Raw genomic sequence first — 24,590 nt, 5'->3', positions numbered from 1 at the left:
CCAGGTCGGGGCCCCGCGCCGGCTCAGGCCGGCTGCGGGGCCACCGTCTGCAGCACCTCGACGACGGGCGCGAGCTCGGGCTGCTCCGCCGCCTCGGCGAGCACTCGGACGAGCGTCTCGTCGTGGATGGGGTGGGCGCGGTCGTACAGTGCGCGCCCGGCCGGAGTGAGCTCGGTGTAGATGCCGCGCCGGTCGTCGGCGCACAGGATGCGCGTGATGAGAGCGCGGTCCTCGAGGCGGTTCACAAGGCGCGTGGTGGCGCTCGGGCTCAGCGCGGTCGCGCGCGCGAGCTGCTGCATGCGCATGTGCCAGCCGTCCTGACGGCTGAGGGCATCGAGCACGGTGTACTCGACCACCGAAAGCTCGACCGAAGCGGCGAGTGCGCGCTCGAGCTCGGCCTCGATGAGTCCGTGCAGGGCGGCGAGGGTGCGCCAGCCCTGTGCGCGCACCTCGACGGCGTCGTCTGCGATGCCCATGAGTCCTCCTGATCGATGCGACGGGTCGATGCGAACGCATAGTTGTTTGCGCGTGTATCTAGCGTGTGCAACTATTTATCTCGCTCACGCAATATCCCGCGCGTGCAACTAAACCCCAGCATACCGGGAGACCCCTCATGCCACTCGGACTCGTCGCGCTCGCCATGGGCGCCTTCGGCATCGGACTCACGGAGTTCGTCATCATGGGCCTGCTGCCCGAGGTCGCCCGCGACTTCGCCGTCAGCGAGGCGGCGGCGGGCTGGCTCATCTCCGGATACGCCCTCGGCGTCGTCGTTGGTGCTCTCGGGCTCACCGCCGCCACGACGCGTCTGCCGCGCAAGCCCGTGCTGCTCGGCCTCATCGTGCTCTTCATCGCGGGCAACGTGCTGACGGCCCTCGCGCCGGACTATGGCATCGCCATGGCGGGCCGCGTGCTCGCCGCGCTCGCGCACGGCGCGTTCTTCGGGATCGGCTCCGTCGTCGCGGCGAGCCTCGTCGCGCCCGAGAAGCGTGCCGGCGCCATCGCGATCATGTTCACCGGGCTCACCGCGGCCAATGTGCTCGGCGTCCCGTTCGGCACCTTCCTCGGCCAGCAGTTCGGGTGGCGATCGACGTTCTGGGTGATCGCCGGCATCGGCGTCATCGCGTTCGCCGGCATCGCCGCCCTCGTCCCCGCCCCCACCGGGGTGCAGGAGCGGATCAGCCTGCGCCGCGAGCTGCGTGCGTTCCGCTCGACCCAGGTGTGGCTGTCGCTCGCCGTCACCGTCCTGGCTTTCGGGGGCATGTTCGGCGCGTTCACCTACATCGCCTACACGCTCACCGAGGTGAGCGGCTTCTCGGCCGGGGCCGTGCCGTTGCTGCTCGTGCTGTTCGGCGCGGGCCTCGTCGGCGGCAACTGGCTGGGCGGTCGTCTCGCCGACCGCCGTCTGGACGCGACTCTGATCGCCTTCATCGCGGCGCTCGTCGTCGTGCTGGTCGCGTTCGCGCTGTTCGCCGGCTCGCAGCTCGCGACGATCGCCGGACTCGTGCTCATGGGTGCGTTCGGCTTCGGCACCGTGCCGGGACTGCAGAGTCGCATCATGGACTACGCCGACGGCGCCCCCACGCTCGCCTCGGGTGCCAACATCGGTGCGTTCAACGTCGGCAACGCGCTGGGCGCGTGGGCGGGCGGGGTCGGGATCAGCATGGGACTGGGCTACACCGCTCCCGTCTGGATCGGCGCGGTCATCTCGGGTGCCGGTCTCGTCGTGATGATCGTCGCGGCGCTCGCCGCCCATCGAGCCCGCAGCCGCGCCCTGCGGGCGACGCGCCCGGCGGTGCCCGCGACGACGAGCACGGTGCCCGTTCCCGTCGTCTGATCCCGCTGCGGCTGACACCGCGCGCACCCCCTGTCCTGGGTGCGCGCGCGGTGCCTACGATGGCCAGAAGAATCACGGCACGAATGGATGCCGCGACGTGAGGGGGTGCGCATGGTCCAGGTCCGCGTGGCCGGTGTGGCCCTCGATGCGTCGGGGCAGCACGTGCTGCTGCTGAAGCCGGTCGATCAGATCCCCGGCGACGGATTCGTGCTGCCGATCTGGATCGGTCAGCTCGAGGCGACGTCGATCTTGGTCGCCGTCGAGAACGCCGAGGTGCCGCGGCCGCTCGCGCACGACCTCATGGGGCTCATCCTCACCGCGCTCGACGCGGTCGCCGCGAAGGTCGAGGTCACCCGCATCGAAGACGGCACGTTCTACGCCGAGATCACGCTGTCGACGGCGCTCGGTGAGCGCATCGTCGACGCCCGCCCGTCCGATGCGGTCGCGCTCGCGTCGCGCGTCGGCGCGCCGATCTGGGTTGCCGACGCCGTGCTCGCCGAGGCGGGAGTGCCCGACGTGCTCACCGAGACCGATGCCGCGGAGCGCCTCGACGAGTTCAAGCGGTTCCTCGACGACGTCGAGCCGGAGGACTTCGAGGGCTGAGGCGGATTCGCGGCGCCGTGTATCTGGGGAGGCGGAGCCCGCTCTTTCGTGGGGTGGCCGCCGCGTGTGGCGCGGCCGCGGACGGAGTCGATCGTGACGTTCCGTCGCACTCGTTCACCGAAAGGCACCCCCCATGTCCCTCAATGACCTCGCCATCGACGAGCCCCACGCCGCCGTCGCCGCCGCGGCGGCCGAGCTGCGCGCAGCCCTGGGCGACCGCGCGCTGCTGCGCGGCGACGCCGGGTACGACCACGCCCGCACGCCCTGGAATCTCGCCGTGGCGCAGCATCCGTTCGCCGTCGTCCTCCCCGAGTCCGCGCAGGACGTCGTCGACGTCGTCCGCGCCGCCACGCTCTCGGGCCTGCGCATCGCACCGCAGTCGACGGGCCACGCTGCCGGCGCGCTCGCTGACACCGACCTCGCGCACACCGTGCTGGTCTCGCTGCGGGCGCTGCGCGGCGTCACCGTCGATCCTGAGGCGCGCACGGCGCGCGTTCTCGGCGGCTCGCTCTGGAACGACGTGCTCGAGGCAGCCGCCCCGCACGGACTGACGGCGCTGCACGGCAGCGCCGGCGACGTCTCGGTCGTCGGGTACTCGCTGAGCGGCGGGCTGTCGTTCTATGCGCGCCGGCACGGCCTGGCCGTGAACGCGGTGCGCGCCGTCGAGGTCGTGACGGCCGACGGCTCGCTGGTGCGGGCGACGGCCGACGAGCACCCCGACCTGTTCTGGGCGCTGCGCGGCGGCTCGGGCTCGTTCGGCGTCGTCGTCGCGATCGAGATCGACCTGCTCCCGCTCGCCGACGTCTTCGCGGGCATGCTGCTGTGGGACGCGTCACGCGCCGCCGACGTCGCGCACGCGTGGGCGCAGTGGACGCGGTCCGCGCCCGAGACGGCCACCACGACCCTGCGCATCCTCCACATCCCGCCGATGCCCGAGCTGCCGCCGTTCCTGTCGGGCCGGTCGGTGGTCGTGATCGACGGGGCGATCGAGGAGACGGATGCTGCGGCCTCCGCTCTGCTCGAACCGCTCCGTGCCCTGCAGCCCGAGGTCGACACGTTCGCCCGCATCCCCGCGCCCGCTCTCGTCGGCGTGCACATGGACCCGCCCGAGCCGTCGTCCGCCGTGACCTGGCACGCGGTGCTGGGGGAGCTGCCGGCACGTGCCGTGGATGCCTTCGTCGAGGCGGCGCAGACGCCCGGGCTCTTCGTGCAGGAGCTGCGTCACATCGGCGGCGCCGTGAACCGGCGGCCCGAGGGCGGCGGTGCGATCGCCGCGCTCGACGGCGAGTACCTCGCGCACTCGGTCGCGATGGTGCCGGGGCCCGAGGCCGCGGCCGCCGCGACGGCGGCGGTGCGCGCGGGCGTCGCGGCCATGGTCGCCTGGCGGGTGGATGCGCTCGCGCTGACGTTCGTGGACGCGCCCGGCGCCGATCGGTCGGTGGCCTTCGGTGCGGCGTGGGTGCGGCTGCGTCAGCTCAAGCTCGACTACGACCCGGCGAACCTCTTCGCCGCTGCGCGGCCGGTCTGAGCCCGGGCGATCGGGTCCGGGCCGCGGGTCAGGTCGCGGCGGCCCGGACGGCGGCCGCGACCTCGGCCGGTGAGCCCTTCCACGGCGCACCGTGACCGGGAAGCACCCATGAGGCCTGCAGGGCGGCGAGGCGTTCGAGCGATGCCAGGGCCTCGGCGGGGTCGTCGGTGAACGGGGCGGGCTGCATGCCCGTGCGCCCGGTGAGCACGTGGCGCGTCGTGAGCGCGTCGCCCACGAACACCGCGTCGGCGACGGGGATGTGCACCGCGATGCTGCCCGGCGAGTGGCCGGGCATGCCCACGATCGCGGGTGAGCCCGGCAGATCCAGCACATCGCCGTCGTGCACCTCGACGACCTCCGACACGTAGGTCGTGGGCATCGCGCGCTTGCGCAGCGCGTAGGCGAAGAAGCCGAGCGTCGGCCCGAGCCTCATCGGCCCGGTCGACACCTTTGGCTTCTCGCCCGTGCGGGCCCGCTCGGCGTCGGCCTCGTGGACGTAGACGGGCACGCCGTGCTCGCGGCGCAGGCGCTCGGCGAAGCCGATGTGGTCGCTGTCGCCGTGGGTGAGCACGACACCTTTGACGTCGGCGGGGGAGAGGCCGAGTCCTTCGAGTTCGTGGACGAGGTCGTTCCAATGGCCGGGAAGCCCGGCGTCGACGACGGTGACCCCGTCGTCCGTCACGACGAGGTAGGCGGCGACGATGTCGTTGCCGATGCGGTGAAGGTGCGGTGCGAGCTTCATGGGGATCCTTCGCGGGAGCCGTCGGTGTCTCCGAACTTGGCATGGCTACGATACGTAGCTATGATGGCTACTGTCAATAGCCATCGAGGGGAGTTCTCCATGCCGACGCCGGAACGCACGTCGTATGCCGAGATCGTCGCAGCGGGACGAGACATCCTGGAGGAGTCCGGCCCCGTCGGCCTCACGATGCAGAGCGTCGCGCAGCGCGTGGGGGTGCGGGCGCCGTCGCTGTACAAGCGTGTGCGTGACCGCGACGCTTTGATCGAGGCCGTCGCCGCCGCGACCGTGGACGACCTGACCGGCCGGCTCGAGGCATCCGATCGCTCCCTGGAAAGCCTCGTTCGCGCCTACCGGGCGCTCGCGCACGAGCGCCCGGAGGGATTCCGGCTGATGTTCGCGGCCGCAGCCCCCCAGGAGCTGCTCGATCGGGCGGGACTCACGATCGTCGACAGCGCCGCGGCCGTCGCCGGCGAGGAGCATGCGCTCGACGCCGCTCGCCTCGTGACGGCGTGGGCGACGGGGTTCATCCACATGGAGCTCGCCGGCGCCTTCCGGCTCGGCGGCGACGTCGACGGCGCGTTCGAGTACGGACTCGCCGCGGTGCGCCGCGGTCTCGGAGCCTGACCCGGGCGCGTCGGACCGGGTGGCCGGGTACGCGGTGGATCGTGAGACTCGCTGCGCCGCGGGCGGCGTCGATAGACTTCGGTCTATGAAAGGCGCGGCCCAGCGCGGACTCAGCGTTCTCGCCGATCCGACCCGTGCCCGCATCCTTCGCCTGATCCGTGACGCGGACGGCGGGCACGCGCTGGTGGGAAAGCTCGCCGACGCGCTCGGCCTTCGGCAACCCACCGTCAGTCATCACATGAAGGCGCTGCTGTCGGAGGGCGTCGTCGTGCGGGAGCGCGACGGCCGCAGGGTCTGGTACTCGATCGCCCCGGACCAGATCGACCGCGTGAACGCCCTCATCGGTGACGCCGACGAGGCGCCCGGCGAACCCGACCTCGAGCGGATCGTCGACGATCTCGCCTTCCGATTCCGTGGAACGTTCAGCCCTGAGACGGTGCGGGAGAGCGTCCGCAGCAGTTATGACCTGCTCGCCGCCGGGTCGACGTCGCCCTTGCTCGCGTCGCGCACGGCGGCGTTCGCCGCGACGCGTCTCGAAGCGCTCCGTCGGGCTCGAGGGGATCTGCCGGCGCGCCCCGAAGTGCTCTTCGTGTGCGTGCAGAACTCGGGGCGCTCGCAGCTGGCATCGGGGATCCTCCGGCACCTCGCGGGCGAGCGTGTCGGGGTGCGCAGCGCCGGCTCGTCGCCCGGGCCGGAGGTGCGGTCGACGATCGTCCAGGCGCTCGATGAGATCGGTGTCTCGGTGGGCGGGGAGTTCCCGAAGCCGCTCACCGAGGACGTCGTCCGTGCGGCGGACGTGGTGGTGACGATGGGGTGCGGCGACTCCTGCCCGGTCCTCCCGGGGCGGCGTTATCTCGATTGGCCGCTCGAAGACCCGGTGGGCCGGCCGATGGATGCGGTGCGCAGCATCCGTGACGACATCGAGAGCCGCGTGCGTCAGCTGCTGGACGAGATCCTCACCCACTGATCACGGTGAGAGGCGCGCGGCGATCCGGTCGGCTCGTCGGGTGGGGGATGTGGTGACAGGACGCCATTTCACGTGCGCGTCCCACCAGTACGGTCCCTTGACATAGGGGACGCCGTCGAGCATGCGGATCTGCCAGCCGCCGGTGTCGATGGTGCGGTGGTGGAACCAGCACAGCAAGACGCCGTTGTCGGTGTGAGTCGGTCCGCCTCTGGAGTGTTCTTCGACGTGGTGGATCTCGCACCATTGCGGTCTGACGTGGCAGCCGGGGATGATGCATTCGCCGTCGCGGAGGGTGATGGCTTTGCGCTGGTGGTGGTTGAAGACCCGGTCGGAGGTCTCGATCGCGACGATCCGCCCGTTCTCGCTGAGCGCGACCCGGCACACCGCGCCACAGCACGCGATGTGGCGGGCCGCGGCCAGCGGGATCGGTTCGGGGTCACCGGGGAGGTAGGCGTGACCGCGGCCGCTGGTGAGGTCTTCTTCACGGACCTGCACCACCAGTGTCGGTGCCGCACCGCCCAGGGTCGGAAGGCCGCCGGAGGCGGCTGCCACGCCCAGGATCATCGCGAGCGCGTCGTGCTGCTACTGGGCAGGGGTGCGCTGATCGGCGGCCGCTTCGACCGGCTTCTCATCCGCGAACACCCGCCACGAGGTCTCGGCCCGGGTCTCGGCTTCGGTTTCGACGAAGCAGGGGCCGCCGGGCAAGGCCGCACCGTCGCCTTTGGGATTGAGGATGCTGTCGAAACCGAGCTGCAGCTGCGCGGCGACTTCGGGCAGCAGCTTGCCGCGCACCGGCACGAGGCCGTCCTCACCGCGCCGGCCGACCGTGAACGCGCGACGGCCCATCGCCTTCGCCTCGGTGGGCTCGATGCCGTCCTGGTCGAGGTACGCCGCCCACACCAGCGCGAGCGCGCGCAGCTCATCCGCCGACGCAGCGGGCGCAGCATCCGCCCCCGCTCCCCGTGCCGCCGCGGCGAGTTCTTCGTCGGCGGCGAGCATGCCGTCCCTGCCTGCCATGCTGCTGCGGAACGCCCCCACCACCGCGACCACCCCGTCGACGCCGACCGCCCCGGACGCCACCGCGTCCCGCAGCTGCGGGAACTCCGCGGGCAGAACTTCGCCGGTCGACAGCGACCGGCGTCGCCCCGTCGCCCGGGCGGCCTTCACGACCTCGGCCGCGGTGCGCCCCGACACCCGCGTCGCCCGCTCCACCAGCTCGGTGGTCCGGCGGCAGCCGTAGCGGGTGGTGATCCGGTCCGGGTGCGGCGCCGCGTCGTCGCGGTGCGCGATCTGCCCGACCGCTTCCATCATCACCGCCTCGGCGAGGCGGCGCACCCGCCCCGCGGATGCCAACGCCGCCAGCACTTCGCCATCGCTGGACCTGTGGAGACCACCCTCGGCGACCGCCGCCGCGACCACTTCTTCGAGCGCGTCGCCGAGCCCGGCGAGGGCATCGGCGAGGTTCGTCATGGGTCCATTCTGACGAGGGCCTCCGACATCGAAATCCCCAGATCCACGGCTGTTTCCCTCCTGTGGAAAGTCCGCCGCAAGCACACGAATCCCCGACCTGTGGAGGAGGCGCCAGCCGTGCATCCGGAGCTTTCTCCCCGGCGGAACCCGCTGCGGGCGGTGCCGTCAGCTCCTCGGAGTGCGGATGGTCGCCCCGGCGACCAGGAACACCACGGCGGCGACCGGTTGCGCGGCGGTCCAGACGGGCCCGTCGAACGCGAAGGGGAAGATGGGGTTCCAGAGGACGGCGATTGCGACGAACACCGGGATCCACCACCAGTGCCGTGCCTGGAACGCGAACCACGCGACGATCACCGCGAGGATCGCGACGACGAATCGGATGAGCAGGAACCAGTCGCCGCCGATCAGCAGAGGCGCCAGGAACAGGGCGATCGCCGCGATCAGGCTGGGGGCGAAGGCGTTGCGCTGGTAGCCCGAGACGGCTCGGTCCCTGTTCGTCATGCCCCGACTCTCTCACCGCCAGGGCCGCGGGGAAGAATCGGCGTCTCGCGCGGCGCCGCCGCCGTCGCCGGCGATGCGGCAGGCTGGCGTCATGGAGTCGCGCGCGCCGATCGCCTGGTCGTGGAGGAACCTCGCCCACGGCGCGATCCTGGCGGTGCCGGCGGCGCTGCTCTCGCTGTTCGATCCCGCCGTCGGCGTACCGCTCGCGGTCGGCGTGCTGCCCGCCGCGGCGCTCGGCCTGCGCGCGACCCGGCGCGAGCGCATCTTCGTGATCCTGGTCGGCGCGCTCGCCGGCCTCTCGATCTTCCTCGGCGCCCTCGTCGCGCCCCGCCCGGTGCTCGCGGTGTGCGCGGTCTTCGTCCTGTGCGTGATCGTTTCGCTCGGGACTGCCGACGGATCGCGCCGCCTCGCACCGCTCGCACTCATGCTCGGCCTGCCGCTCTACGGCGCCGGTCTCTCGGAATCGTCCTGGACGACAGGCATCGTCGCGGCGGCGCTCATCCTCGCCGGCTCTGCGTACGCCTGCGCCGTATCGCTGCTCTGGCCGCAGCATCCGTCTCCGCCCCGCGCTCCGCGGCCCACGCTGCCGCGGCGTGCCATGCTCGTGTACGGCATCCAGATCGGAGCGGCCGCCTCCCTCGCCGCTGCGGCCGGTTTCCTCCTCGGGGTCGACCACGCGGGCTGGGCCTGTACGGCGGCGCTCCTGGTGAGCCGCCCGGATAAGTCCCAGCTCGGCGCGCGAGCCTGGGGTCGCGCGCTGTCGGTCACGGGCGGCGCGATCGTCGCCTGCACGATCGCGGCGACCGCTCCGACGCCGGTCGCGATCGCCGGGCTCCTCGTGCTGACCCTCGCCGTGGCGACCGCGACCGCCGGCAGCCGGTGGTACATCTTCCCCTTCTTCTCCACGGTCGTCGTGCTGTCGCTCCTGCAGCTGGGAGAGACGGATGCTGCGGCCCACTGGTTCCTCGAACGGGTCGGGCTCACGCTGCTCGGCGTCGCCCTCGCGCTCGCCGCCGCGTGGGCGGTGCCGGCTCTCGCGCGGACCTCCCGCATCGGTCACCCTGCGCCGTGACCACGCGCCCCGCGGTCAGAAGCGCGCGCTTCTTCCTCGGCGTGGCCGGGGAGTTAGCTGGGAGCCGCCTTAAAGGATCTATGCATACCAGATAAGCGCGGTATAGCCTCTTCATAGAGGACGTTTCGCGCCTGTCGTGTCGAGGTCGAACCCGACGGCCGCGTTTCCCCGCCAGCGTGTGGGGCTGGCGAGCTGACGGCGTGACCATCGTTCTCTAGCCGGTGCGGGTTGGGGCGTACTCGTGACGTGGGGGACCCGGTCCACAGCACTGCGGCGGCTCGCTCCTGGACGTGGAGGTCCAGGGGCGGGTCGGCCAGTCCCGCAAGCGCCTCGGACGCCGCGTCCGGGTTCGCCGGCGGGGCCGGACTCGGCCGGTAGCACGAGCATCGAGCAGGCACAATCCCTGCGCGCGTCGCCGCGCCGGTCCGTACGGTCGGCATCATGGCCACCACAACGAAGAACTCCGCGACGAAGAACTCCACCAGTGCTGCCACCCGCAACAAGCGGCGTCCCGCGCGCGGCGCCCAGCTCACCGACGAGCAGAACGCCGAGAGCGGCTTCACCGCCTCGGCGACGCTCAGCGACAACCTGCAGAAGGTGCTGGTCGACCTCATCGAGCTCGCCTCGCAGGGCAAGCAGGCGCACTGGAACGTCGTCGGCAAGAACTTCCGGGATACCCATCGCCAACTGGACGAGATCATCGAGTCGGCGCGCGAGTTCAGCGACGCCGTCGCGGAGCGGATGCGGGCGCTGCACGCGCTTCCGGACGGCCGCAGCGACACGGTCGCCGAGACCACCAGCCTCCCCGAGTTCCCGCAGGGTGAGATCGCCACGACCGACGTGATCGACCTGATCACGGAGCGGCTCGAGAACACGGTCTCCACCTGCCGCGACGTCCACGACGCCGTCGACGAGGAGGATCCCACCAGCGCCGACCTCCTGCACGAGATCCTCGAGAAGCTGGAGCAGTACGCCTGGATGGTCAGCGCTGAGAATCGCGTTCCCCAGCGCGGCTGAGGGACACGTGCGAAACGGGGTGCAGCCGTCAGGCTGCACCCCGTTCCATTCAGTGCGGGAGGAGGGCGACCCGCCGGTCGCCGGTCCGGTCAGCGATAGAAGTCGCCGTAGTAGGTGTCGAGCCGGCCACGGTACGCGTCGTCCTGGCCCGTCGTGGACTGGTCCCACTCCGGGGAGTTCTTGATCTGGTCCTTCGTCAGATCGACGTAGACCTTCTCGTCTTCATCGTCGACGCGTTCGACGGTCCCCGCCGGAAGGATCACCTTCCGCCCGAAGATCCATGGTCCGGTGTCGACGACGAGCCGACTGCTGCCGGCATCATTGCTCGCCTCGTCGATCTTTCCGATGTCGCCATCCGTGGCGTGCACGTGGTAGCCCACCAGGTCGCGGGAACCTGCCCCGCGATCGACCGACTGACGGTAGTCCCAGGCGTCCCAACTCGCGGACATGAGTGCTCCTTGTCTTCATGCGAGGGATGGATGCGGAAGCCGACCCGGGTGGTCGCTCCGATGTCCACGCTAAGAAATGCGCGCGAGATCCGGCGACCCCCTGGCGCATCCGCCGCAAGTGGCGTAGGGGCCTCGGCGGCGCATCCACCACCTGGCCGATGTCGTCGGTCGGTGCGACGATTCCAGAACAAATGTTCGATGGGAGGCGGCATGCGGGGCGAGGCGACCGTACTGCACGCAGATCTCGACGCGTTCTACGCCTCGGTCGAGCAGCGCGATGCTCCGGCGCTGCGAGGCAGGCCCGTGATCGTCGGCGGCGGTGTGGTGCTGGCCGCGAGTTACGAGGCGAAGGCGCGGGGCGTTCGCACGGCGATGGGGGGTCGCCAGGCTCGCGACCTGTGCCCGGATGCCGTGGTCGTGCCGCCGCGCATGGAGACCTACTCCGCGGCCAGCAAGGCCGTCTTCGCGATCTTCCGCGACACGACGCCGCTCGTCGAGGGCCTCTCGATCGACGAGGCGTTCCTCGAGGTCGGCGGACTCCGGCGCGTCGCCGGCACGCCCGAGCAGATCGCCGTGCGGCTGCGCGAGCGGGTCCGTGCGGAGGTCGGTCTGCCGATCTCCGTCGGGATCGCCCGCACCAAGTTCCTCGCCAAGGTCGCCAGCGCCGTCAGCAAGCCCGACGGACTGCTCCTGGTCGAGCCGGAGCGGGAAGAGGAGTTCCTCCTCCCGCTGCCGGTGGAACGGCTGTGGGGCGTCGGCGCCGTGACCGCCGAGAAGCTGCACCGGCTCGGCATCCGCACGGTCGGCCAACTGGCCGAGCTCGAGGCCGCGACCGCCGAGAGACTGCTGGGCAAGGCGGCCGGGGCGCACCTGCACGCGCTCGCGCGGCTGCGGGATCCGCGCCCGGTCGACACGACGCGGCGCCGCGGGTCCATCGGCTCGCAGCGCGCCCTCGGCACCCGTCCGCGAACGGCTGAAGAGCTCGAGGTGATTCTCACTCAGATCGTCGATCGGCTCGCGCGCCGTCTGCGCGACGGCGACCGCGTCTGTCGCACGGTCGTCCTGCGTCTCCGCTTCGGCGATTACGCCAAGGCGACCCGATCACGCTCCTTCCGCTCGCCCACGGACCGCACCGCGCTGATCCTCGCCGTCGCGCAGGGGCTTCTGGCAGTCGCGCAGCCCGAGATCGCGGAACGCGGCATCACCCTCATCGGCGTCTCGCTGTCGCAGCTGGGCCGCGTCGACAGCGTCCCGCCCGAGCTTCCGATCGACTGGGACGACGGCGTGCGCCTCGACACCGTGCTCGACGCCGTGCGTGATCGCTTCGGCGCGGCATCCGTCTCACGGGCGGCCCACCTCGGCCGCGACCCGGGCTGGTCGACGCCGCTGCTGCCGGAGCACGAGTGATCGCGGTGCGGAACGCCGGCGACGCAGCGCCCGACGTTCCGTCACGCCACCTCGGAGGGGTCGCTCTCCCAGTGGCGATCGACGCGCGGCAAGGGGAGCGGTGCACGGGCCTGCCGCGCGAGTGGCACGAGGTCCTCTCGCAGGTAGCGGGAGTACCCGCCAGGGGCACGACCGATCGGGCGTCCGCTCGTGCGCACCCACGCAGCATCCGTCGCCACCAGATGGCCGCCCCGCGCGCGGATCTCGTCGACGAGCCACACGTCCTCGTGCACCGCCGCGTCGGTGAATCCGCCGGCGGCGAGAAGGGCGCTCGCACGGATGCCCAAGTTCGCGCCGTGTACATGCCCGTTCGCGACGCCCGGGGTGTGCGTGGCCCACCAAGCCGCGGTCTGCTCGGCGTCGAGGTCGCGGAAGTCCGGGCGCACCGTGCCGACGACGACGTCGGCTCCGCGCTCGGCGAGATCCAGCTGGTGGGTCAGCCAGTTCTTCGGCACCACGGAGTCGGCGTCGGTATGCGCGGTCCAGAGCTTCCGCGACGAGACCGCCGCGAATCGCTCGAGTGCGGCGCGCATGCCCGCTGCACGGGCGGAGCCCACGCTTTGCTCGATGACGGTCAAGACCTGCATGCCCGCCGCGGAGGCGATGGCCGCCGACGCGTCGGTGCAGGCATCGAGCACGACCCACACGCCGATGCGGGGCACCACCGAGCGCGCCTCATCCACCGCCGTCGCGATCGACTCGAGACAGGCGCCGAGCAGCTCCTCCTCGTCGTGGGCAGGAACGACCACGGCGAGAGCCTGCGTGTGCCGATTCATGCAGAACGCTCCCCGCCGGCCACCCGCTCGAACACCTCGAGCACGAAGTCCCGCTCGAGGTGGTGCAGCGTCTTCGTCCACGAGGGGTCATCGCTGAGGGCGGCGTGGACGTGGTCACCGGTGAGCGGCGCGTCCGACATCGGATGCCGCCAATGACACGCGACCAGAACACCCTCACGGGTGAGGGATGCTGCGATCCGCTCCTGCGCGGAGGCCAGATCCTCCGCCGACCAGTAGTAGCCCAGTTCCGAGAGCACCACGAGGTCGAACGACCCCTCGGGCCAGTCCGCGGGCAGCGTGCGGTGCTCGAAGAAGACGCCGTCCAGGCCCACGGCTCGTTCCCGCGAGCGGATAAGGGCGGCGGGCGAAGCGTCGACTCCCAGCACCGAGTCCGCACGGTGGGAGAGCTCCCGCGTCAGTACGCCGGTGGCACATCCCAGTTCGAGCACGCGGGTGAAGCGCTGCCGGGGGAGTGCGGCCAACAGCACCGAGCGCTTCCGCTCCTCGTACCAGCTCGTCTCGAACCCCCAGGGGTCGGCCTGGGCGCGGAAGTACCCGTCGAATCTCTCCGGGTCTGCGGAGCCGCCCGCCGGGGAGTTCTCGGTATCGATGAACAGTTCGTACCGGCGTGCGAAGTGGGCTTGCATGCCGTCGTGCAGGATCGCCTCCTCGCCGTCGGCGTCGGACTGCCGGGTGACCTGCGACACGTGCCGTGCGAGGGCCCCGGACTTGGCATCCGAGACGGCAGGTGTCAGCGGCAGCATCCGCCAGCGCGCAGGTTCGACGACCGCGTCGATGGCAGCGGGATCCCCCCAATGCCACAGCCAGATGGGGTAGCCGACGACGTGCACTCCCGGGCCGCGCAGCGTGAGGGCGACCTCGCCCGCGACCCGGTGATCGCGGTGCCCGTCGCCCCACCACGGGACCGCGAGCAGAACGCCGTGCGGCAGCGGGCCGAGTTCACGCAGGAGCGCGTCGCGCAGCGCCGTCGTCGACTCGCGAAGCCCGCCGTCCGGCAGGCCGAGGAACCGCAGACGTGCACCGGGTGCGAGATCACGCAGCGCGGCGACGACCTCGAGCCGCCGTCGCGTGCCGAGGTCACCGCCCACCGAGGAGGCGGGGTGCGACGCCTCGCCGTCCGTCGCGACGATCACCGACACGTCCGTCCCCGCGGCGGCCGCGGACGCGATGAGCCCGCCCGCGCCGAGGGTCTCGTCGTCGGGGTGCGCCGCCAGTACGACGAGTCGTGTCGCGGCCTCGCGCAGCGGCGTCGCCCGGGCCCACAGCCGGGCGGCCTCCCAATCGGCCTCGGCGGTGCCCGGATCCCGGTGATCGAACGCCACGCTCACGGCAGCAGCCTCCCACCGAGCCGAGCGAGATCGCGTTCGCCGTGGTGCTGCCGCACGTAGATCCGCAGGTCCGCCACGCGGCGGGCATGATCCTCGTCAGCGGTCAGTGGGCCAGGTCCGAGCGCACGGTCGGAGAGCGCGAGGACCCGCTCGACGGCGTCCGCGACGACCGCCCTCGCACGTGCGGCGAGAGTGCCCGCCTCCTCGGCGCCCCGACCCGAGTCGACCGCCTCGGCCGCCTCGGCCAGCACCGCGCGCGCACCCCAGAGCGCAGCATCCGTGCTCCCCGCCGCGAACCACGAGAGCTGGTCGGCTCCATCGCGGGCGGCGGCGGCGATCAACGCCTCATGCAGGGGGAGGGCGCCGCCCCACCAGGCCGCGGCGACGCCGATGCCGCCCCAGGCGAACCCGGCACGGGACAGGTACCACCCCGGCTCACCGATCGGCACCGCGCGAACCCCGTCGAAGTCGACGGGAGCGCTGACGACCTGGCTGAGTCCGCGCGAGACCCACGGCCCGGGACGGGCCGAGACCCCGGTGGCGCTGAGCGGCACCGCGAACAGCCCGCGCGCGTCAGGGGTCACCCATGCCGTCACGACCGCGTGGCTCAGCGACGCGGCGAGCGAGCACCACGGCTTGGTGCCGTTCAGCCGCCAGCCGTCTGCACCGTGCGGAGACGCCTCGAGGCGCATGCCCGGGCCTTCGGCGGCGAAGACTCCCCAGGACGCATCGCGGTCCGCGCCGATCTCGTCGAGCTCACGGTCCACATCGACGCCGTCGCCGCGTGCCTGATCCAGGATCGCGAGCGCGTCGAGATGAGGCTCCAGGATGCGCGCGGCGGCGACGTCCGCCCGAGCGGCGTCTGCCAGCAGCTCCCACAGCCGCGCGGTTTCGCCGCTCCCGGGCAGGGGCGCATCCCGTCCGACCCGGACGGCCCACGTGATGGTCGCGGCGACGTCGGTGCCCAGACCCTCGATCGCCGCCGCTGTCGCCGGGCACTCTGCCGACTCGTGCCACGGGCTCAGGACCGGCGCTGCGGGTGCCATGACGCCGACGCTACGGGCTGGTCGGCTCCCGCTCGCCGGGATTGCGCGGGCGGCGGGAGGCGTGGTAGCCGGATCTCTCTGCCGCGCCGGGACGCTCACAGCCAGTGGCGGCGCTTGAACAGTGCGTAGATCACGAGATCGACAAGGACGATGGTGACCCCGATGACGATCCAGCCGTATTGCCACTGCACGAGCGGCAGATTCTTGAAGTTCATCCCATAGAGCCCCGCGATGAGCGTCGGCAGCGCGAGGAGAGCAGCGAAGGCCGAGATCGTGCGCATGTCCTGGTTCTGGCGGGCAGCGGTGTTGTTCTCGTGGCTGGAGAGGATGGCGTCGAGGCCCTTGCTCTGGTTGTTGATGAGCGCTGCGGTGCCCGCCGCATCGTCGAGCAGGTCGTGCAGATACGGCAGGATCTGCTCGCTGCCGACGGTGAGGGTCTCCAGGTGCCGGGTGCTCTCGTGCAGCGCCGCGGCGATGCTCGAGACCGCACGGTCCACGCGACCGATGTTCTTGCGGACGCGGTAGATCCGATGGTGATCCTCACGCCCTCCTTCGCTGAAGATCTGCTCTTCGAGCTCCTCCAGCGCCTCCTCGATCTCGGCGGCTGCCTTCGCGTAGCCGTCGACGATCTGGGCGATGATCCGGTGCGCGGCGGGCAATGTGTCGGCACGCGAGCCGGCCGGCGCGTCCCGGAGCAGCGTCGGCAGATCGGGCAGTTCCGCTCCGTTGCCGCGCTGCACGGTGAGGAGCCAGCCTTCCCCGATGTAGAGGTAGGTCTCGCCCAGCACGAGTGAGGTGTCCGAGAGGCGCAGCACATTCCAGAGCATGACGAACAAGTGCTCGTCGAACTTCTGCACCTTCGGCTGCTGCCGGCGCGAGACGACGTCGGCGACGGCGGTGGGATGGATGCCGAGGACATCCCGCGCTCGGCGCACGGCGTCCTCATCGGGTTCGCGCAGATGCAGCCACACGAACTCGTCCTTGCGTCGCAGGTGGTCGATGAGATCGGGAACCTCCTCCAGCGTGACATCGGTCGGCTCGACCGCGTCGCCCACCACGAGAATGTCTGCGCTGCGTCGCGCGGCTTCCGGTTGCTCCGACGCCCCCTGGGGCGTCGCCTTCGGGTCGGCTGCTTCGGCCATGGGGGTTCCTCCTCGCCGCGAGAGTTCCTCGCGTGCCAGGGGAAGTCAGGCCCCTTGACAAGAGCGTCGTTCCCCGCCACGGCGAGGTGTCTGACAGGCGGCGGGGCCACACACCTGCGCGCGGGCGCGCGCTGCACCCCCGTCCGCCGCGCCGTCCAGCCGGGGCTACGCGTCGGCGGGGAGGAGCTCGCCGGCGTCGATGGACTTCGCGGGTGCCGCAGGTTCGGGAACGAGATAGAGCCCGGCCGGCGAGTTGGCCGTGACGACGAGGGCTTCCAGCCAGGCATGGTTGAGGTGCGGCGGCCGGGAACCGTAGTACTTGAAGACCAGGCTCGCCTCGGGATGGATCCACACCGAGGTCCGGCCGTTGCCGATGCTCGCGTCATCCTTCCAGGTGAAGTGGAACGCTTCCTTCCGCCGCAGCTTGGCGGTGATGACGAGTTGGAGATGCGCCAGCGCGCGGTCTTCGAAATCGACCTTGACGGTGTTCTCGTAGATCAGCTTCCCCATCGAAGACACCTCCACTCGATCGGGTCGACGTTCCCTGTTGCACACGGTACGCCGATATCCATTTGGGGCAAGAGAGACCCGAAGTGCGTCGACGGGCAGGCGGAACGGTGGGCACAGGCCGGCCTTCCATCTCCTGCTATCGGGTTGCTATCTAGTGGTTCACGGTCCGCAGAGCCCAATCCAGAAGTCCCTCAGGTACTCCTCAGAGCCTGCTATCCTGCGGTTATGGCGCGACCGTACGGAGACCCAGTCGAGATCCTCACTGCACCCATCCCGGCGCAGTCGCCGTTCATCCCGACCGACGCGAAGATCGTGGTCGGCGCGGTGGCACCGGCTTCTCCTGACCCGATCCCGATCGTCCTGCTCCCCGGCTTCGAGTACCGGATGATCGAGTGGCGTCACCCCACGACGCACGAGATCCACTGGCGGCTGGAACGCCGCAAGGCCGGTCGGCCCAGCGAGGACTAGGCCTGGGCCTCCACGCTCGCGTCGCGGCCCGCGGAGGGTCGCGCGATGACAGCGGCCAGCGCCATGACGCCGATCGCGATCCCGACGCCGATCAGCGTGAAGAGGATCCGTAGCCCTTCATCAGCCAGGTTCGTCGGGTCGGAGATGTCCAGCGCGATGAGGGCGGTCCCGGCGATCCCGGTGGTGTACAGCGCGTAGTTCGCTGTCCGGAATGCCCCACCCACCAGCGCGAGCAGCACCATCACGCCGGCGAGGACGTACGTCTGGTCGACGGTGAGCAGGAAGACGATGGCGATGACGGCGCCCAGCGCCGTGCCGACCACCCGCTGCGTCGCGGCCAGTCTTGACTGGCGTGCGTCGGGCTTCATGGCGACCTGGGCTGCCAGAGGCATCCAGTCGGCGTAGGGCAGCTGGAAGCCGAAGGCGATCGCGACCGCGCCGGACACCGCGAGGGTGCGGAGCACCGAGTAGGCGACGACCGGCTTGGTGAGCGCGCCGCCCTTCGTGTCGGTCGGGAGTTCCGCCACGAGCGGATCCCGCTCCGGTCGGCGGCGCATGACCGTGACGATCGAACTCAGCACGAACCAGGCGGCGGCACCGGCCAGCCAGGCGAGCGCCTGGAGCCACGGGTTGAGCGTGATCCCCGCCGCGCCGAATCCTGGTGGGAGCGAGATGGCGATCAGGAACCACGCCGTCAGGAGCGACCCGGTGACGAATCGACGCACGCCGAATCGGATCACCAGCCCCGTCGCGAGGGTGATCACCACGGTCGACAGGGTCACCAGCACCCAGCCGGCGCTTCCCACGGCGATGCCCCAGGCCGTCACCACGGCGCCGATCACACCGAAGACCGCCGCGTACGCCGCACGCGTCGCGAGCCGGCCGCCCGGGTCGCCCAACCCGACGAACAGCACGCCGAACGACACGCTCAGCCAGTAGACGTCCTGGCCGACCAGCGCGAGCAGAACGAGCGGGACGAAGATCGCGACCGCCACCGTCAGCCCCAGCGGCCAGTTCAGTTTCGACCTGTCGAAGCCGAACACCTCGCTGAGCTTCATGACGACCCCGTTCGGACTCTGAGCGCCCCACCCGCCGAGGCTCCGATGCCACCTGTCGCCGTGCGATCGACGTGGCTTCGAGCCGGTGATCGGCCCGGCGCATCGGCGCCGATCAGGCCTCAGTATAGGACCCCGGATTTCGCGTCCGACATGGCCGAAATCTGGTGATGACGGGGTTGCCGCGTGCGCGCAGGCTCGAAGTGCGAGCACCTCGCAGCGCGAACGTCAGGCGTCGACGACACCGTGCGCTGATGCAGAACTGTGGCGGAGGATGGGGGATTCGAACCCCCGAGGGCTTGCACCCAACACGCTTTCCAAGCGTGCGCCATAGGCCACTAGGCGAATCCTCCGGGTGGCCCCGGAGGGCCGCCGACCATCCTACCCTGCCCGGCTACCCTGCCCGAACCGGGGCGCTGCCGGCGTAGACGCTCCCCGGCCGGATCACGAGCGAACGCGGTGCGAGCAGCGCCAGGATCCGGCGAGAGGGCGGCACGGATGCCAGCAAGGACGTGCGGACGGATGCTGCGGCATCGGCCGCCGCGTCTCCCATCCAGTACGAGCGGGTCCCGGCGCGCGAGTAGCTGGCGCGCTCGATCGCGAGCAGGACCGTGTTCATCTCGGATGCGGCGACCCCGTGCTCTGCGACGAGCCTGCCGGCGAACGCGCGCGGCGTCTCGCTGGCAGGCACGGCGATGCCGACGTCGATCGCGGCCTCCTGGACGGACTGCCACGCCGCCGCCGCGTCGCCGCCGCGCGCGGCGGCGTCCTGCTGCCGTCGCCGCAGTTCGCGGATGAGGAACGGCAGCGCGAGCAGCACGGCCACCGCGGCCACCACGCCGAGTATCGGCAGCGGATCGAAGCTGTCCTGGGCGGACCCGCCGGAGGCGTTCTGCCGCTGCTCTTCGAGGTCGATCTGGGCCTGGTCGCCGCGCGCCGTCGGGGTGGGGGTCGACTGCGGGGTCGTGGCATCGGGGTCGGTGGTCTGACCTGGGAGCGTCAGCTCGGACGAGAACGTCGTCGGAACGCCGAGCCCGGAGGTGGGCTCGAACGGCACCCAGCCGATGCCGTCGAAGAACACCTCGGGCCACGCGTGCAGCTGCGAGCTCGACACGGAGAAGACCGGCTGGTCGTCGATCGTGTCGGTGGTGGGTGTGCCGGGCAGATACCCGACGACGATCCGCGACGGCATGTGCAGGGTGCGCGCCATGAGGGCGAACGCCGACGCGAAGTGAATGCAGTAGCCCTCGCGCACTTCGAGGAACCGGGCCACCGCTTCCGCGCCACTGCCGTCGAAGTCGTCCTCGACCGGCGACTCGAGCGAGTACCGGAACTCGGTCCCGCGGAACCAGCGCTGCAGCGCGGTCAGCCGGTCGTAGTCCGTCGTGGCGTCGGCGGTCACCTGGAGGGCGAGCTCGCCGATGATCGGCGGGGTGTCGTCGGGGAGCTGTGTCGTCTCGTCTCGCGCCTGCGATCCCACCGACACGGCCGCCCTGATCTGCTCCAGCGACGGCCGGGGGACGTTGTACGCGACCTCATACGACTGGCCCTGTGTCGAGCCGCCGGTCGTCGCGACCGTGTGGTTGTAGGGGACCGCGCCCCACATCCCTCCGCCGAGACCCGTGATCCCCACGGCCGGATACGGCACCGGGGCCCACTGCGAATCGAGGTTCACCACGTCGACCTTCGCCGTGTACTCGCCGAGGCGGATGTCGGCGGCGGAGTCCACGACGCCGAATGCGCGCTCGCTCTGGAGCGACACGGTCTGCGAACGGTCGGGCTCCCACGCGCCGCCGTCGAAGCGCGAGAGGGTCGTGGCCCGCAGGTAGGGCACGGACGGCGCGTTGGTGCGCACCCGCAGCACCTCCATCTCCTGCGGCCGGCGCAGGTCGTCGCCGAGCTGGAGCGTCGCATCGATCCCGGGTCCCGGGCCGAGTCCCGACCCCGCCCGTGCACCGGGCTGCGGCAGCACCGGCGTCGCGACGACCGCCACGACGATCGCGATCGCGCCGATGCCGAGTGCGGTCGCCGGCACTCCGGCGGTGCGCTCCGCCTCGCGCTCCAGCGGCTTCTCGCGCGATCTGGTCTCGGAGCGCAGCAGGAACAGGATCGTCACCGCGAGGAACACGAAGCCGATGACGTCGACCTCGCTCGGTGCCGCGATCGCCGGGATGAGCGAGACCGCGACGATGCCGACGGACGCGAGCAGCGGCATCCGTGCGGTCACGACGACGTGGTCGACGATGATCGTGAGCAGCCCCATCGACCCGACCACGACGAGCGCCAGCGACAGCGTCGGCTCGAGGGGCGCCGCGCCGACGGCGATCTCCTCCGCCGCGGCCTCGACGAGCAGCGGCACCGAGCGGAAGGTGTCGAGCGTGGGGATGATCCACAGCAGAGCGGTGTCCCGGAGGAAGACCAGGGTCATGAACACGACCCAGACGGCGACCTCGATGAGGGTGACGGCGACCGCCGGAAGCCGGTAGAGGCGCGCGGTGTAGCCGGCCGCGAGGATCATCGCCGACAGCGCGAGCGCGGCGAGGATCCACCACCCGGGCTCGATGACCCGGACGACCGGCAGCAGGGCCGCCAGCAGCGCCGCGAGGATCGCGAACGTCAGCAGCCGCTCACCGCCGCGGGCGCGCACCTGTCGGCCTGCCTCAGCCGAAGACATGGTGCACCCCCCGGCCGATCGCGTTCGCCCACGCGAGACCCAGGTCGCGATCGGGGCCGACGGCAGCCACGTGCCAGCCGTGATCGGCGGCGATGTCGAGCGCGTCGCCGACCGGGGCCGCCGACAGCAGGAGGGGAAGCGTGCTGTGGTGCGAGATCGGCCCGATCGCGACGGCATCGGCCGGGTCGAGCCGCCCGACGATGAGCACGATCGGCCCCGTCGATGCTCCCGCGAACAGGCGCGACAGTCGCGGGAGCGCGTCGTCGCGGTGCGCGGTGATCGTCGCGAACTGCACCAGCATCGCGTCGACCTCGGTCATGTCGCCGCCGTCGATGCGGTCGACGAGCACGGTGCCCTCGGAGTCGAGCACCTCGACGGCGTAGCCGTCGTGCACGAGCCGGGCGACCGCCGACACGCACGCCGAGATGCCTGCCTCGAAGCCGGGGTCGGCGCCGGGCGCGCGCAGCGCCTCGGGAGACCAGCGCAGCGCGGCGCGATCGATGACGACAGTGGCCTCGGGCGTGGACTCCTGCTCCTCCTGCCGCACCATGAGCTCGTCGCGATGAGCCGTCGCCCGCCAGTGGATGCGCCGCATCGAGTCGCCGGGGGCGTACGGCCGCGCGACGAGGTTGTCCGAGCCCTGGCCGAGCTGGTCGGTGGTGGTGTGCAGCATGCCGCCGGTGGCGCCCGCGTAGTCGACGAGCGGCGGCAGGTCGACGACCGCCGGCGCCACCGTGACGGGCGTGCGCTGGCTGAACACGACAGTGCGCCGCGCGAGCCCGAAGGGGTCGGACGAACGCACGGTGAGCGGCCCGAGCGAGTGGACCCCGCGCCGGGCACCGGTCACGGTGTAGACGAGGTCGATGCTGCGGGCCCCGCCGCGCTCGCCGCCGCGCAATCCCGAACCGAGCGCGGGGAACGCGCCCTCGGCAGTGCCGCGGAGTCCCTTCGGCAGACCGTCACGCCAGGTGCCGGGCGCCGTCGGCAGAGCCGTCCGCACCTCGACGCGCACCGAGACGCGGACCTCGCGCCCGACCGAGACGACGTCCGGGACCAGCGCGCGGCTGACGGCGTCGGAGCGGCGCCCCACGTAGAGCGAGGCGATGCTCGCGACCGCGACCGCCAGCAGCAGGATGCCGAAGTAGACCAGCTCGGTGAGCCCCGCTTCGCCCGCGACGATGAAGCACGCGATGGCGAGGACGAGCGCTCCGGTGCCCCGGACGGTCAGCGGCCAGATGCGTCTCATGGTGCTGTCACTGACGTGCGGCGATCGGCACCCGCACGCTCGCGGCGATGCGCTCGAGGATCGTCGTGATCGCATCTGCGGCGCTCGACGCGCGGGCGCCGCCCGCGGCGCGGGTCGGGATGAGGCGGTGTGCGAACACCGGGGCGAGGAGGGCGGTGATGTCGTCGGGGATGACGAAGGCGCGGCCGTCGAGCGCGGCCCACACCTTGGCGGCGCGCACCAGCTGCAGCGTGGCGCGGGGGCTCGCGCCCAGGCGCAGGTCGCTGTGCGTGCGGGTGGCCTGCGCGAGCGCCACGGCGTAGTCCTCGATGGCGGGGGCGACGTGCACCGCACGAGCCCAGGCGACGAGTCCCGCGATCTCGTCCGCCGAGACGACCGGCGCGAGCTGGTCGAGCGGGTTCACGGTGTCGCGCTGGCGCAGCATGAGGGCTTCCGACCGCGCGTCGGGGTAGCCCATCGAGATCCGCATCATGAAGCGGTCGCGCTGCGCCTCGGGAAGCGCATAGGTGCCTTCCATCTCGAGCGGGTTCTGCGTCGCGACGACGAGGAACGGGTCGGGTACGAAGTGCGTGCGGCCGTCGACGGTGACCTGGCGCTCCTCCATCGCCTCGAGGAGGGCCGACTGCGTCTTGGGGGAGGAGCGGTTGATCTCGTCGGCGATGACGATGTTCGCGAAGATCGCGCCGGGCTTGAACTCGAACTCGCGCTCGACCGGGTTGAACACGCTCACGCCGGTCACGTCGCCGGGGAGCAGGTCGGGTGTGAACTGGATGCGGCGGACCGTCGCGTCCACGGAGGTGGCCAGGGCCCGAGCGAGCATCGTCTTGCCGACGCCGGGAACGTCCTCGATGAGGAGGTGCCCCTCCGCGAGGAGGCACACCAGCGCGCTGCGCACAGCCTCCGGCTTGCCGTCGATGACGCTGCCCACCGAGTCGAGGATCGCGTCCGTGACACGGGCGAACCCCTCGGCCGTGGAAGCCCCGAGCGCACCCGAGCCTTTCGATGCAGCATCCGTCATCGCGGTATCGACCATCGCGGGCTCCTGTTCCGCCCTCGGACGAGCGGGTCGCGGGTGGGTGCGGGCTCCCTCGCCCACGCGACCGATCCTAATCGCGGCGATATCGGATGGGTATCGGCCCTGCTGGGAGAACCCTGGACGACCGCCGCCGGCGCCGGCCGGTCGGGGCCGGGTCGCCGGACGGGTTAGACTGGACCCAGCTCTCCGCGAGGCGGCATCCAGGCCAACTCCCCCAGGACGGAAACGTAGCAAGGGTAACCAGGCTCTGCCGGGTTCGCGGAGAGTCTTAATCTTTCCGGGCGAAGGGGCCCTCCAGCACCGACCACTGCAACAGCATGATGGTCTTCGCATCCTGGATCCGCCCGTCGCGGATCATCCCGAGCGCCTCCTCGATGCCGAGGTCGAGCAGCTCGATGTGCTCGCCCTCCTCCGCCAGGCCGCCGCGGTCGCCGAGCCCGGCCGTGCCGTCGTAGGGCGCGGCGAAGAAGTGCAGCCGCTCAGTGACCGAGCCGGGGCTCATGTAGACGTCCCACACGTGCTCGAGCTCGCCGATGTCGACGCCGGTCTCTTCGACCGCCTCCCGTCGGATCGCCGTCGCGGGGTCGTCCTCGTCGAGCAGGCCGGCGGCCGTCTCGATCAGCATGCCGTCGGGGTGGTCGTTGACGTAGACGGGGTAGCGGAACTGCCGCGTCAGCAGCACCGTGCGCCGGGCGGGGTCGTAGAGCAGCACCGTCGCGCCGTTGCCGCGATCGTACGTCTCGCGCTGCTGCGTCTCCCAGGCGCCGGACGGCCCGCGGTACTCCAGCGTCGTGCGCCGCAGCACGTGCCAGGCCGACGCGAGCACCTCGACGTCCGTCACCCGCACGTCGGGATTGCGGTCCAGGTCCCGTCCCGTCTGGTCGAGGCGGACCCGGCCGCGGTGATCGGGGACGTCGATTCCAGGGCGGGGCTCGTGCATGCCGTCGAGGGTATCCGCGGACGCGCGACGTTCCCGCCTCCGACCGGCATACCGCTTTTGATCCGGTGGCACGCCTGGCCGCAGCATCCGTGCCG

The 24,590-nt window shown here is 71.4% G+C and carries 24 protein-coding genes, 1 tRNA gene, 1 other RNA gene and 1 pseudogene; 10 read left to right on the top strand and 17 right to left on the bottom strand.

Annotated features, from left to right (window positions below; genetic code table 11):
* Window positions 1–23: 23 nt before the first annotated feature.
* Complete coding sequence (locus tag ACFC1I_RS09600) at window positions 24–476, bottom strand: MarR family winged helix-turn-helix transcriptional regulator (RefSeq protein WP_376008368.1); 453 nt, start codon at window positions 474–476, stop codon at window positions 24–26.
* Window positions 477–613: 137 nt separating this feature from the next.
* Between ACFC1I_RS09600 and ACFC1I_RS09595 the strand changes: the two genes are divergently transcribed.
* The 3 genes from ACFC1I_RS09595 (at window position 614) to ACFC1I_RS09585 (ending at window position 3,965) form a co-directional block, all read left to right on the top strand.
* Window positions 614–1,834, top strand: coding sequence for an MFS transporter (locus ACFC1I_RS09595; protein ID WP_376008365.1), 1,221 nt, complete (start codon window positions 614–616; stop codon window positions 1,832–1,834).
* Window positions 1,835–1,945: 111 nt separating this feature from the next.
* The gene (locus ACFC1I_RS09590; protein ID WP_376008363.1) at window positions 1,946–2,437 is read left to right on the top strand and encodes a bifunctional nuclease family protein; all 492 of its coding nucleotides are present in this window, start codon (window positions 1,946–1,948) and stop codon (window positions 2,435–2,437) included.
* Between the two features lie 133 nt (window positions 2,438–2,570).
* Window positions 2,571–3,965 carry an FAD-binding oxidoreductase gene (locus ACFC1I_RS09585; RefSeq protein ID WP_376008361.1) on the top strand — a complete coding sequence of 465 codons (1,395 nt, stop codon included), beginning with the start codon at window positions 2,571–2,573 and terminating at the stop codon, window positions 3,963–3,965.
* Window positions 3,966–3,993: 28 nt separating this feature from the next.
* Here ACFC1I_RS09585 and ACFC1I_RS09580 read toward each other — a convergent pair whose 3' ends face one another.
* Window positions 3,994–4,707 carry an MBL fold metallo-hydrolase gene (locus ACFC1I_RS09580; RefSeq protein WP_376008359.1) on the bottom strand — a complete coding sequence of 238 codons (714 nt, stop codon included), beginning with the start codon at window positions 4,705–4,707 and terminating at the stop codon, window positions 3,994–3,996.
* A 99-nt stretch (window positions 4,708–4,806) separates the two neighbouring features.
* Here ACFC1I_RS09580 and ACFC1I_RS09575 point away from each other — a divergent pair, with 99 nt between their 5' ends.
* Both ACFC1I_RS09575 and ACFC1I_RS09570 read left to right on the top strand, forming a co-directional pair.
* Window positions 4,807–5,331, top strand: coding sequence for a TetR/AcrR family transcriptional regulator (locus ACFC1I_RS09575; RefSeq protein ID WP_376008357.1), 525 nt, complete (start codon window positions 4,807–4,809; stop codon window positions 5,329–5,331).
* A gap of 85 nt (window positions 5,332–5,416) precedes the next feature.
* On the top strand, window positions 5,417–6,298 hold the full coding sequence (locus tag ACFC1I_RS09570) for a metalloregulator ArsR/SmtB family transcription factor (protein ID WP_376008355.1): 882 nt from the start codon (window positions 5,417–5,419) through the stop codon (window positions 6,296–6,298).
* Here the strand turns inward: ACFC1I_RS09570 and ACFC1I_RS09565 are convergent.
* The 3 genes and pseudogenes from ACFC1I_RS09565 to ACFC1I_RS09555 form a co-directional block, all read right to left on the bottom strand.
* Window positions 6,299–6,868 (bottom strand): annotated as a pseudogene (locus ACFC1I_RS09565) (DUF222 domain-containing protein); the annotation flags it as partial.
* A 12-nt stretch (window positions 6,869–6,880) separates the two neighbouring features.
* Window positions 6,881–7,768 carry a hypothetical protein gene (locus ACFC1I_RS09560; RefSeq protein ID WP_376008352.1) on the bottom strand — a complete coding sequence of 296 codons (888 nt, stop codon included), beginning with the start codon at window positions 7,766–7,768 and terminating at the stop codon, window positions 6,881–6,883.
* 165 nt (window positions 7,769–7,933) lie between these two features.
* On the bottom strand, window positions 7,934–8,269 hold the full coding sequence (locus ACFC1I_RS09555; protein ID WP_376008350.1) for a DUF6804 family protein: 336 nt from the start codon (window positions 8,267–8,269) through the stop codon (window positions 7,934–7,936).
* A gap of 91 nt (window positions 8,270–8,360) precedes the next feature.
* Between ACFC1I_RS09555 and ACFC1I_RS09550 the strand changes: the two genes are divergently transcribed.
* On the top strand, window positions 8,361–9,341 hold the full coding sequence (locus ACFC1I_RS09550) for an FUSC family protein (protein WP_376008348.1): 981 nt from the start codon (window positions 8,361–8,363) through the stop codon (window positions 9,339–9,341).
* Window positions 9,342–9,782: 441 nt separating this feature from the next.
* Window positions 9,783–10,358, top strand: coding sequence for a Dps family protein (locus ACFC1I_RS09545; protein WP_376008346.1), 576 nt, complete (start codon window positions 9,783–9,785; stop codon window positions 10,356–10,358).
* 89 nt (window positions 10,359–10,447) lie between these two features.
* Here the strand turns inward: ACFC1I_RS09545 and ACFC1I_RS09540 are convergent, their stop codons facing one another.
* Window positions 10,448–10,807 (bottom strand): PRC-barrel domain-containing protein, encoded by a 360-nt coding sequence (locus ACFC1I_RS09540; RefSeq protein ID WP_376008344.1) that lies wholly within the window; start codon window positions 10,805–10,807, stop codon window positions 10,448–10,450.
* Window positions 10,808–11,017: 210 nt separating this feature from the next.
* Between ACFC1I_RS09540 and dinB the strand changes: the two genes are divergently transcribed.
* Window positions 11,018–12,214: a DNA polymerase IV gene (dinB, locus tag ACFC1I_RS09535; RefSeq protein ID WP_376008342.1), complete on the top strand. Its 1,197-nt coding sequence runs from the start codon at window positions 11,018–11,020 to the stop codon at window positions 12,212–12,214.
* 41 nt (window positions 12,215–12,255) lie between these two features.
* Here the strand turns inward: dinB and ACFC1I_RS09530 are convergent, their stop codons facing one another.
* The 5 genes from ACFC1I_RS09530 to ACFC1I_RS09510 form a co-directional block, all read right to left on the bottom strand.
* A complete protein-coding gene (locus ACFC1I_RS09530) occupies window positions 12,256–13,029 on the bottom strand; it encodes a glycosyltransferase (RefSeq protein WP_376008340.1) in 774 nt (257 codons plus the stop codon).
* Window positions 13,026–14,378 carry a PIG-L family deacetylase gene (locus ACFC1I_RS09525; RefSeq protein ID WP_376008338.1) on the bottom strand — a complete coding sequence of 451 codons (1,353 nt, stop codon included), beginning with the start codon at window positions 14,376–14,378 and terminating at the stop codon, window positions 13,026–13,028. The genes ACFC1I_RS09530 and ACFC1I_RS09525 overlap by 4 nt, the downstream gene beginning before the upstream one ends.
* The gene (locus ACFC1I_RS09520; RefSeq protein ID WP_376008336.1) at window positions 14,375–15,424 is read right to left on the bottom strand and encodes an acyl-CoA dehydrogenase; all 1,050 of its coding nucleotides are present in this window, start codon (window positions 15,422–15,424) and stop codon (window positions 14,375–14,377) included. The genes ACFC1I_RS09525 and ACFC1I_RS09520 overlap by 4 nt, the downstream gene beginning before the upstream one ends.
* A gap of 95 nt (window positions 15,425–15,519) precedes the next feature.
* On the bottom strand, window positions 15,520–16,566 hold the full coding sequence (locus tag ACFC1I_RS09515; protein WP_376008334.1) for a CorA family divalent cation transporter: 1,047 nt from the start codon (window positions 16,564–16,566) through the stop codon (window positions 15,520–15,522).
* A gap of 165 nt (window positions 16,567–16,731) precedes the next feature.
* The gene (locus tag ACFC1I_RS09510) at window positions 16,732–17,076 is read right to left on the bottom strand and encodes an ATP-dependent DNA ligase (protein ID WP_376008332.1); all 345 of its coding nucleotides are present in this window, start codon (window positions 17,074–17,076) and stop codon (window positions 16,732–16,734) included.
* Window positions 17,077–17,301: 225 nt separating this feature from the next.
* On the opposite strand from ACFC1I_RS09510, the gene ACFC1I_RS09505 reads away from it, so the two are divergent.
* Window positions 17,302–17,544, top strand: coding sequence for a hypothetical protein (locus ACFC1I_RS09505; RefSeq protein ID WP_376008330.1), 243 nt, complete (start codon window positions 17,302–17,304; stop codon window positions 17,542–17,544).
* On the opposite strand, the gene ACFC1I_RS09500 is transcribed toward ACFC1I_RS09505, so the two are convergent.
* From ACFC1I_RS09500 to ACFC1I_RS09480, 5 genes are all read right to left on the bottom strand, one after another.
* A complete protein-coding gene (locus tag ACFC1I_RS09500) occupies window positions 17,541–18,602 on the bottom strand; it encodes an FUSC family protein (RefSeq protein WP_376008328.1) in 1,062 nt (353 codons plus the stop codon). The genes ACFC1I_RS09505 and ACFC1I_RS09500 overlap by 4 nt on opposite strands.
* Before the next feature lie 262 nt (window positions 18,603–18,864).
* Window positions 18,865–18,952: transfer RNA gene (locus ACFC1I_RS09495), tRNA-Ser, on the bottom strand.
* A 41-nt stretch (window positions 18,953–18,993) separates the two neighbouring features.
* A complete protein-coding gene (locus tag ACFC1I_RS09490) occupies window positions 18,994–21,273 on the bottom strand; it encodes a transglutaminaseTgpA domain-containing protein (RefSeq protein WP_376008326.1) in 2,280 nt (759 codons plus the stop codon).
* Window positions 21,260–22,519, bottom strand: coding sequence for a DUF58 domain-containing protein (locus ACFC1I_RS09485; RefSeq protein ID WP_376008324.1), 1,260 nt, complete (start codon window positions 22,517–22,519; stop codon window positions 21,260–21,262). Before ACFC1I_RS09485 ends, ACFC1I_RS09490 begins: the two co-directional genes overlap by 14 nt.
* A 7-nt stretch (window positions 22,520–22,526) precedes the next feature.
* Complete coding sequence (locus ACFC1I_RS09480) at window positions 22,527–23,552, bottom strand: AAA family ATPase (protein ID WP_376008322.1); 1,026 nt, start codon at window positions 23,550–23,552, stop codon at window positions 22,527–22,529.
* 180 nt (window positions 23,553–23,732) lie between these two features.
* Here ACFC1I_RS09480 and ffs point away from each other — a divergent pair.
* Window positions 23,733–23,829, top strand: an RNA gene (ffs, locus tag ACFC1I_RS09475) — signal recognition particle sRNA small type.
* On the opposite strand, the gene ACFC1I_RS09470 is transcribed toward ffs, so the two are convergent.
* Window positions 23,824–24,495 carry an NUDIX domain-containing protein gene (locus ACFC1I_RS09470; protein WP_376008320.1) on the bottom strand — a complete coding sequence of 224 codons (672 nt, stop codon included), beginning with the start codon at window positions 24,493–24,495 and terminating at the stop codon, window positions 23,824–23,826. The genes ffs and ACFC1I_RS09470 overlap by 6 nt on opposite strands.
* Window positions 24,496–24,590: the final 95 nt, after the last annotated feature.

Origin of the sequence: Microbacterium sp. NPDC056044, assembly GCF_042267145.1 — a bacterium.
In the GTDB taxonomy this organism is placed as follows: Bacteria; Actinomycetota; Actinomycetes; order Actinomycetales; family Microbacteriaceae; genus Microbacterium.
Note: the sequence above shows the minus strand (reverse complement) of the source record. Positions and strands in the feature narration are given on the sequence as shown.

Coding starts and splice junctions, on each gene's coding strand:
- ACFC1I_RS09600 (WP_376008368.1), bottom strand. CDS start 476: ATGGGCATCGCAGACGACGCCGTCGAGGTGCGCGCACAGGGCTGGCGC.
- ACFC1I_RS09595 (WP_376008365.1), top strand. CDS start 614: ATGCCACTCGGACTCGTCGCGCTCGCCATGGGCGCCTTCGGCATCGGA.
- ACFC1I_RS09590 (WP_376008363.1), top strand. CDS start 1,946: ATGGTCCAGGTCCGCGTGGCCGGTGTGGCCCTCGATGCGTCGGGGCAG.
- ACFC1I_RS09585 (WP_376008361.1), top strand. CDS start 2,571: ATGTCCCTCAATGACCTCGCCATCGACGAGCCCCACGCCGCCGTCGCC.
- ACFC1I_RS09580 (WP_376008359.1), bottom strand. CDS start 4,707: ATGAAGCTCGCACCGCACCTTCACCGCATCGGCAACGACATCGTCGCC.
- ACFC1I_RS09575 (WP_376008357.1), top strand. CDS start 4,807: ATGCCGACGCCGGAACGCACGTCGTATGCCGAGATCGTCGCAGCGGGA.
- ACFC1I_RS09570 (WP_376008355.1), top strand. CDS start 5,417: ATGAAAGGCGCGGCCCAGCGCGGACTCAGCGTTCTCGCCGATCCGACC.
- ACFC1I_RS09560 (WP_376008352.1), bottom strand. CDS start 7,768: ATGACGAACCTCGCCGATGCCCTCGCCGGGCTCGGCGACGCGCTCGAA.
- ACFC1I_RS09555 (WP_376008350.1), bottom strand. CDS start 8,269: ATGACGAACAGGGACCGAGCCGTCTCGGGCTACCAGCGCAACGCCTTC.
- ACFC1I_RS09550 (WP_376008348.1), top strand. CDS start 8,361: ATGGAGTCGCGCGCGCCGATCGCCTGGTCGTGGAGGAACCTCGCCCAC.
- ACFC1I_RS09545 (WP_376008346.1), top strand. CDS start 9,783: ATGGCCACCACAACGAAGAACTCCGCGACGAAGAACTCCACCAGTGCT.
- ACFC1I_RS09540 (WP_376008344.1), bottom strand. CDS start 10,807: ATGTCCGCGAGTTGGGACGCCTGGGACTACCGTCAGTCGGTCGATCGC.
- dinB (WP_376008342.1), top strand. CDS start 11,018: ATGCGGGGCGAGGCGACCGTACTGCACGCAGATCTCGACGCGTTCTAC.
- ACFC1I_RS09530 (WP_376008340.1), bottom strand. CDS start 13,029: ATGAATCGGCACACGCAGGCTCTCGCCGTGGTCGTTCCTGCCCACGAC.
- ACFC1I_RS09520 (WP_376008336.1), bottom strand. CDS start 15,424: ATGGCACCCGCAGCGCCGGTCCTGAGCCCGTGGCACGAGTCGGCAGAG.
- ACFC1I_RS09515 (WP_376008334.1), bottom strand. CDS start 16,566: ATGGCCGAAGCAGCCGACCCGAAGGCGACGCCCCAGGGGGCGTCGGAG.
- ACFC1I_RS09510 (WP_376008332.1), bottom strand. CDS start 17,076: ATGGGGAAGCTGATCTACGAGAACACCGTCAAGGTCGATTTCGAAGAC.
- ACFC1I_RS09505 (WP_376008330.1), top strand. CDS start 17,302: ATGGCGCGACCGTACGGAGACCCAGTCGAGATCCTCACTGCACCCATC.
- ACFC1I_RS09500 (WP_376008328.1), bottom strand. CDS start 18,602: ATGAAGCTCAGCGAGGTGTTCGGCTTCGACAGGTCGAAACTGAACTGG.
- ACFC1I_RS09490 (WP_376008326.1), bottom strand. CDS start 21,273: ATGTCTTCGGCTGAGGCAGGCCGACAGGTGCGCGCCCGCGGCGGTGAG.
- ACFC1I_RS09485 (WP_376008324.1), bottom strand. CDS start 22,519: ATGAGACGCATCTGGCCGCTGACCGTCCGGGGCACCGGAGCGCTCGTC.
- ACFC1I_RS09480 (WP_376008322.1), bottom strand. CDS start 23,552: ATGGTCGATACCGCGATGACGGATGCTGCATCGAAAGGCTCGGGTGCG.
- ACFC1I_RS09470 (WP_376008320.1), bottom strand. CDS start 24,495: ATGCACGAGCCCCGCCCTGGAATCGACGTCCCCGATCACCGCGGCCGG.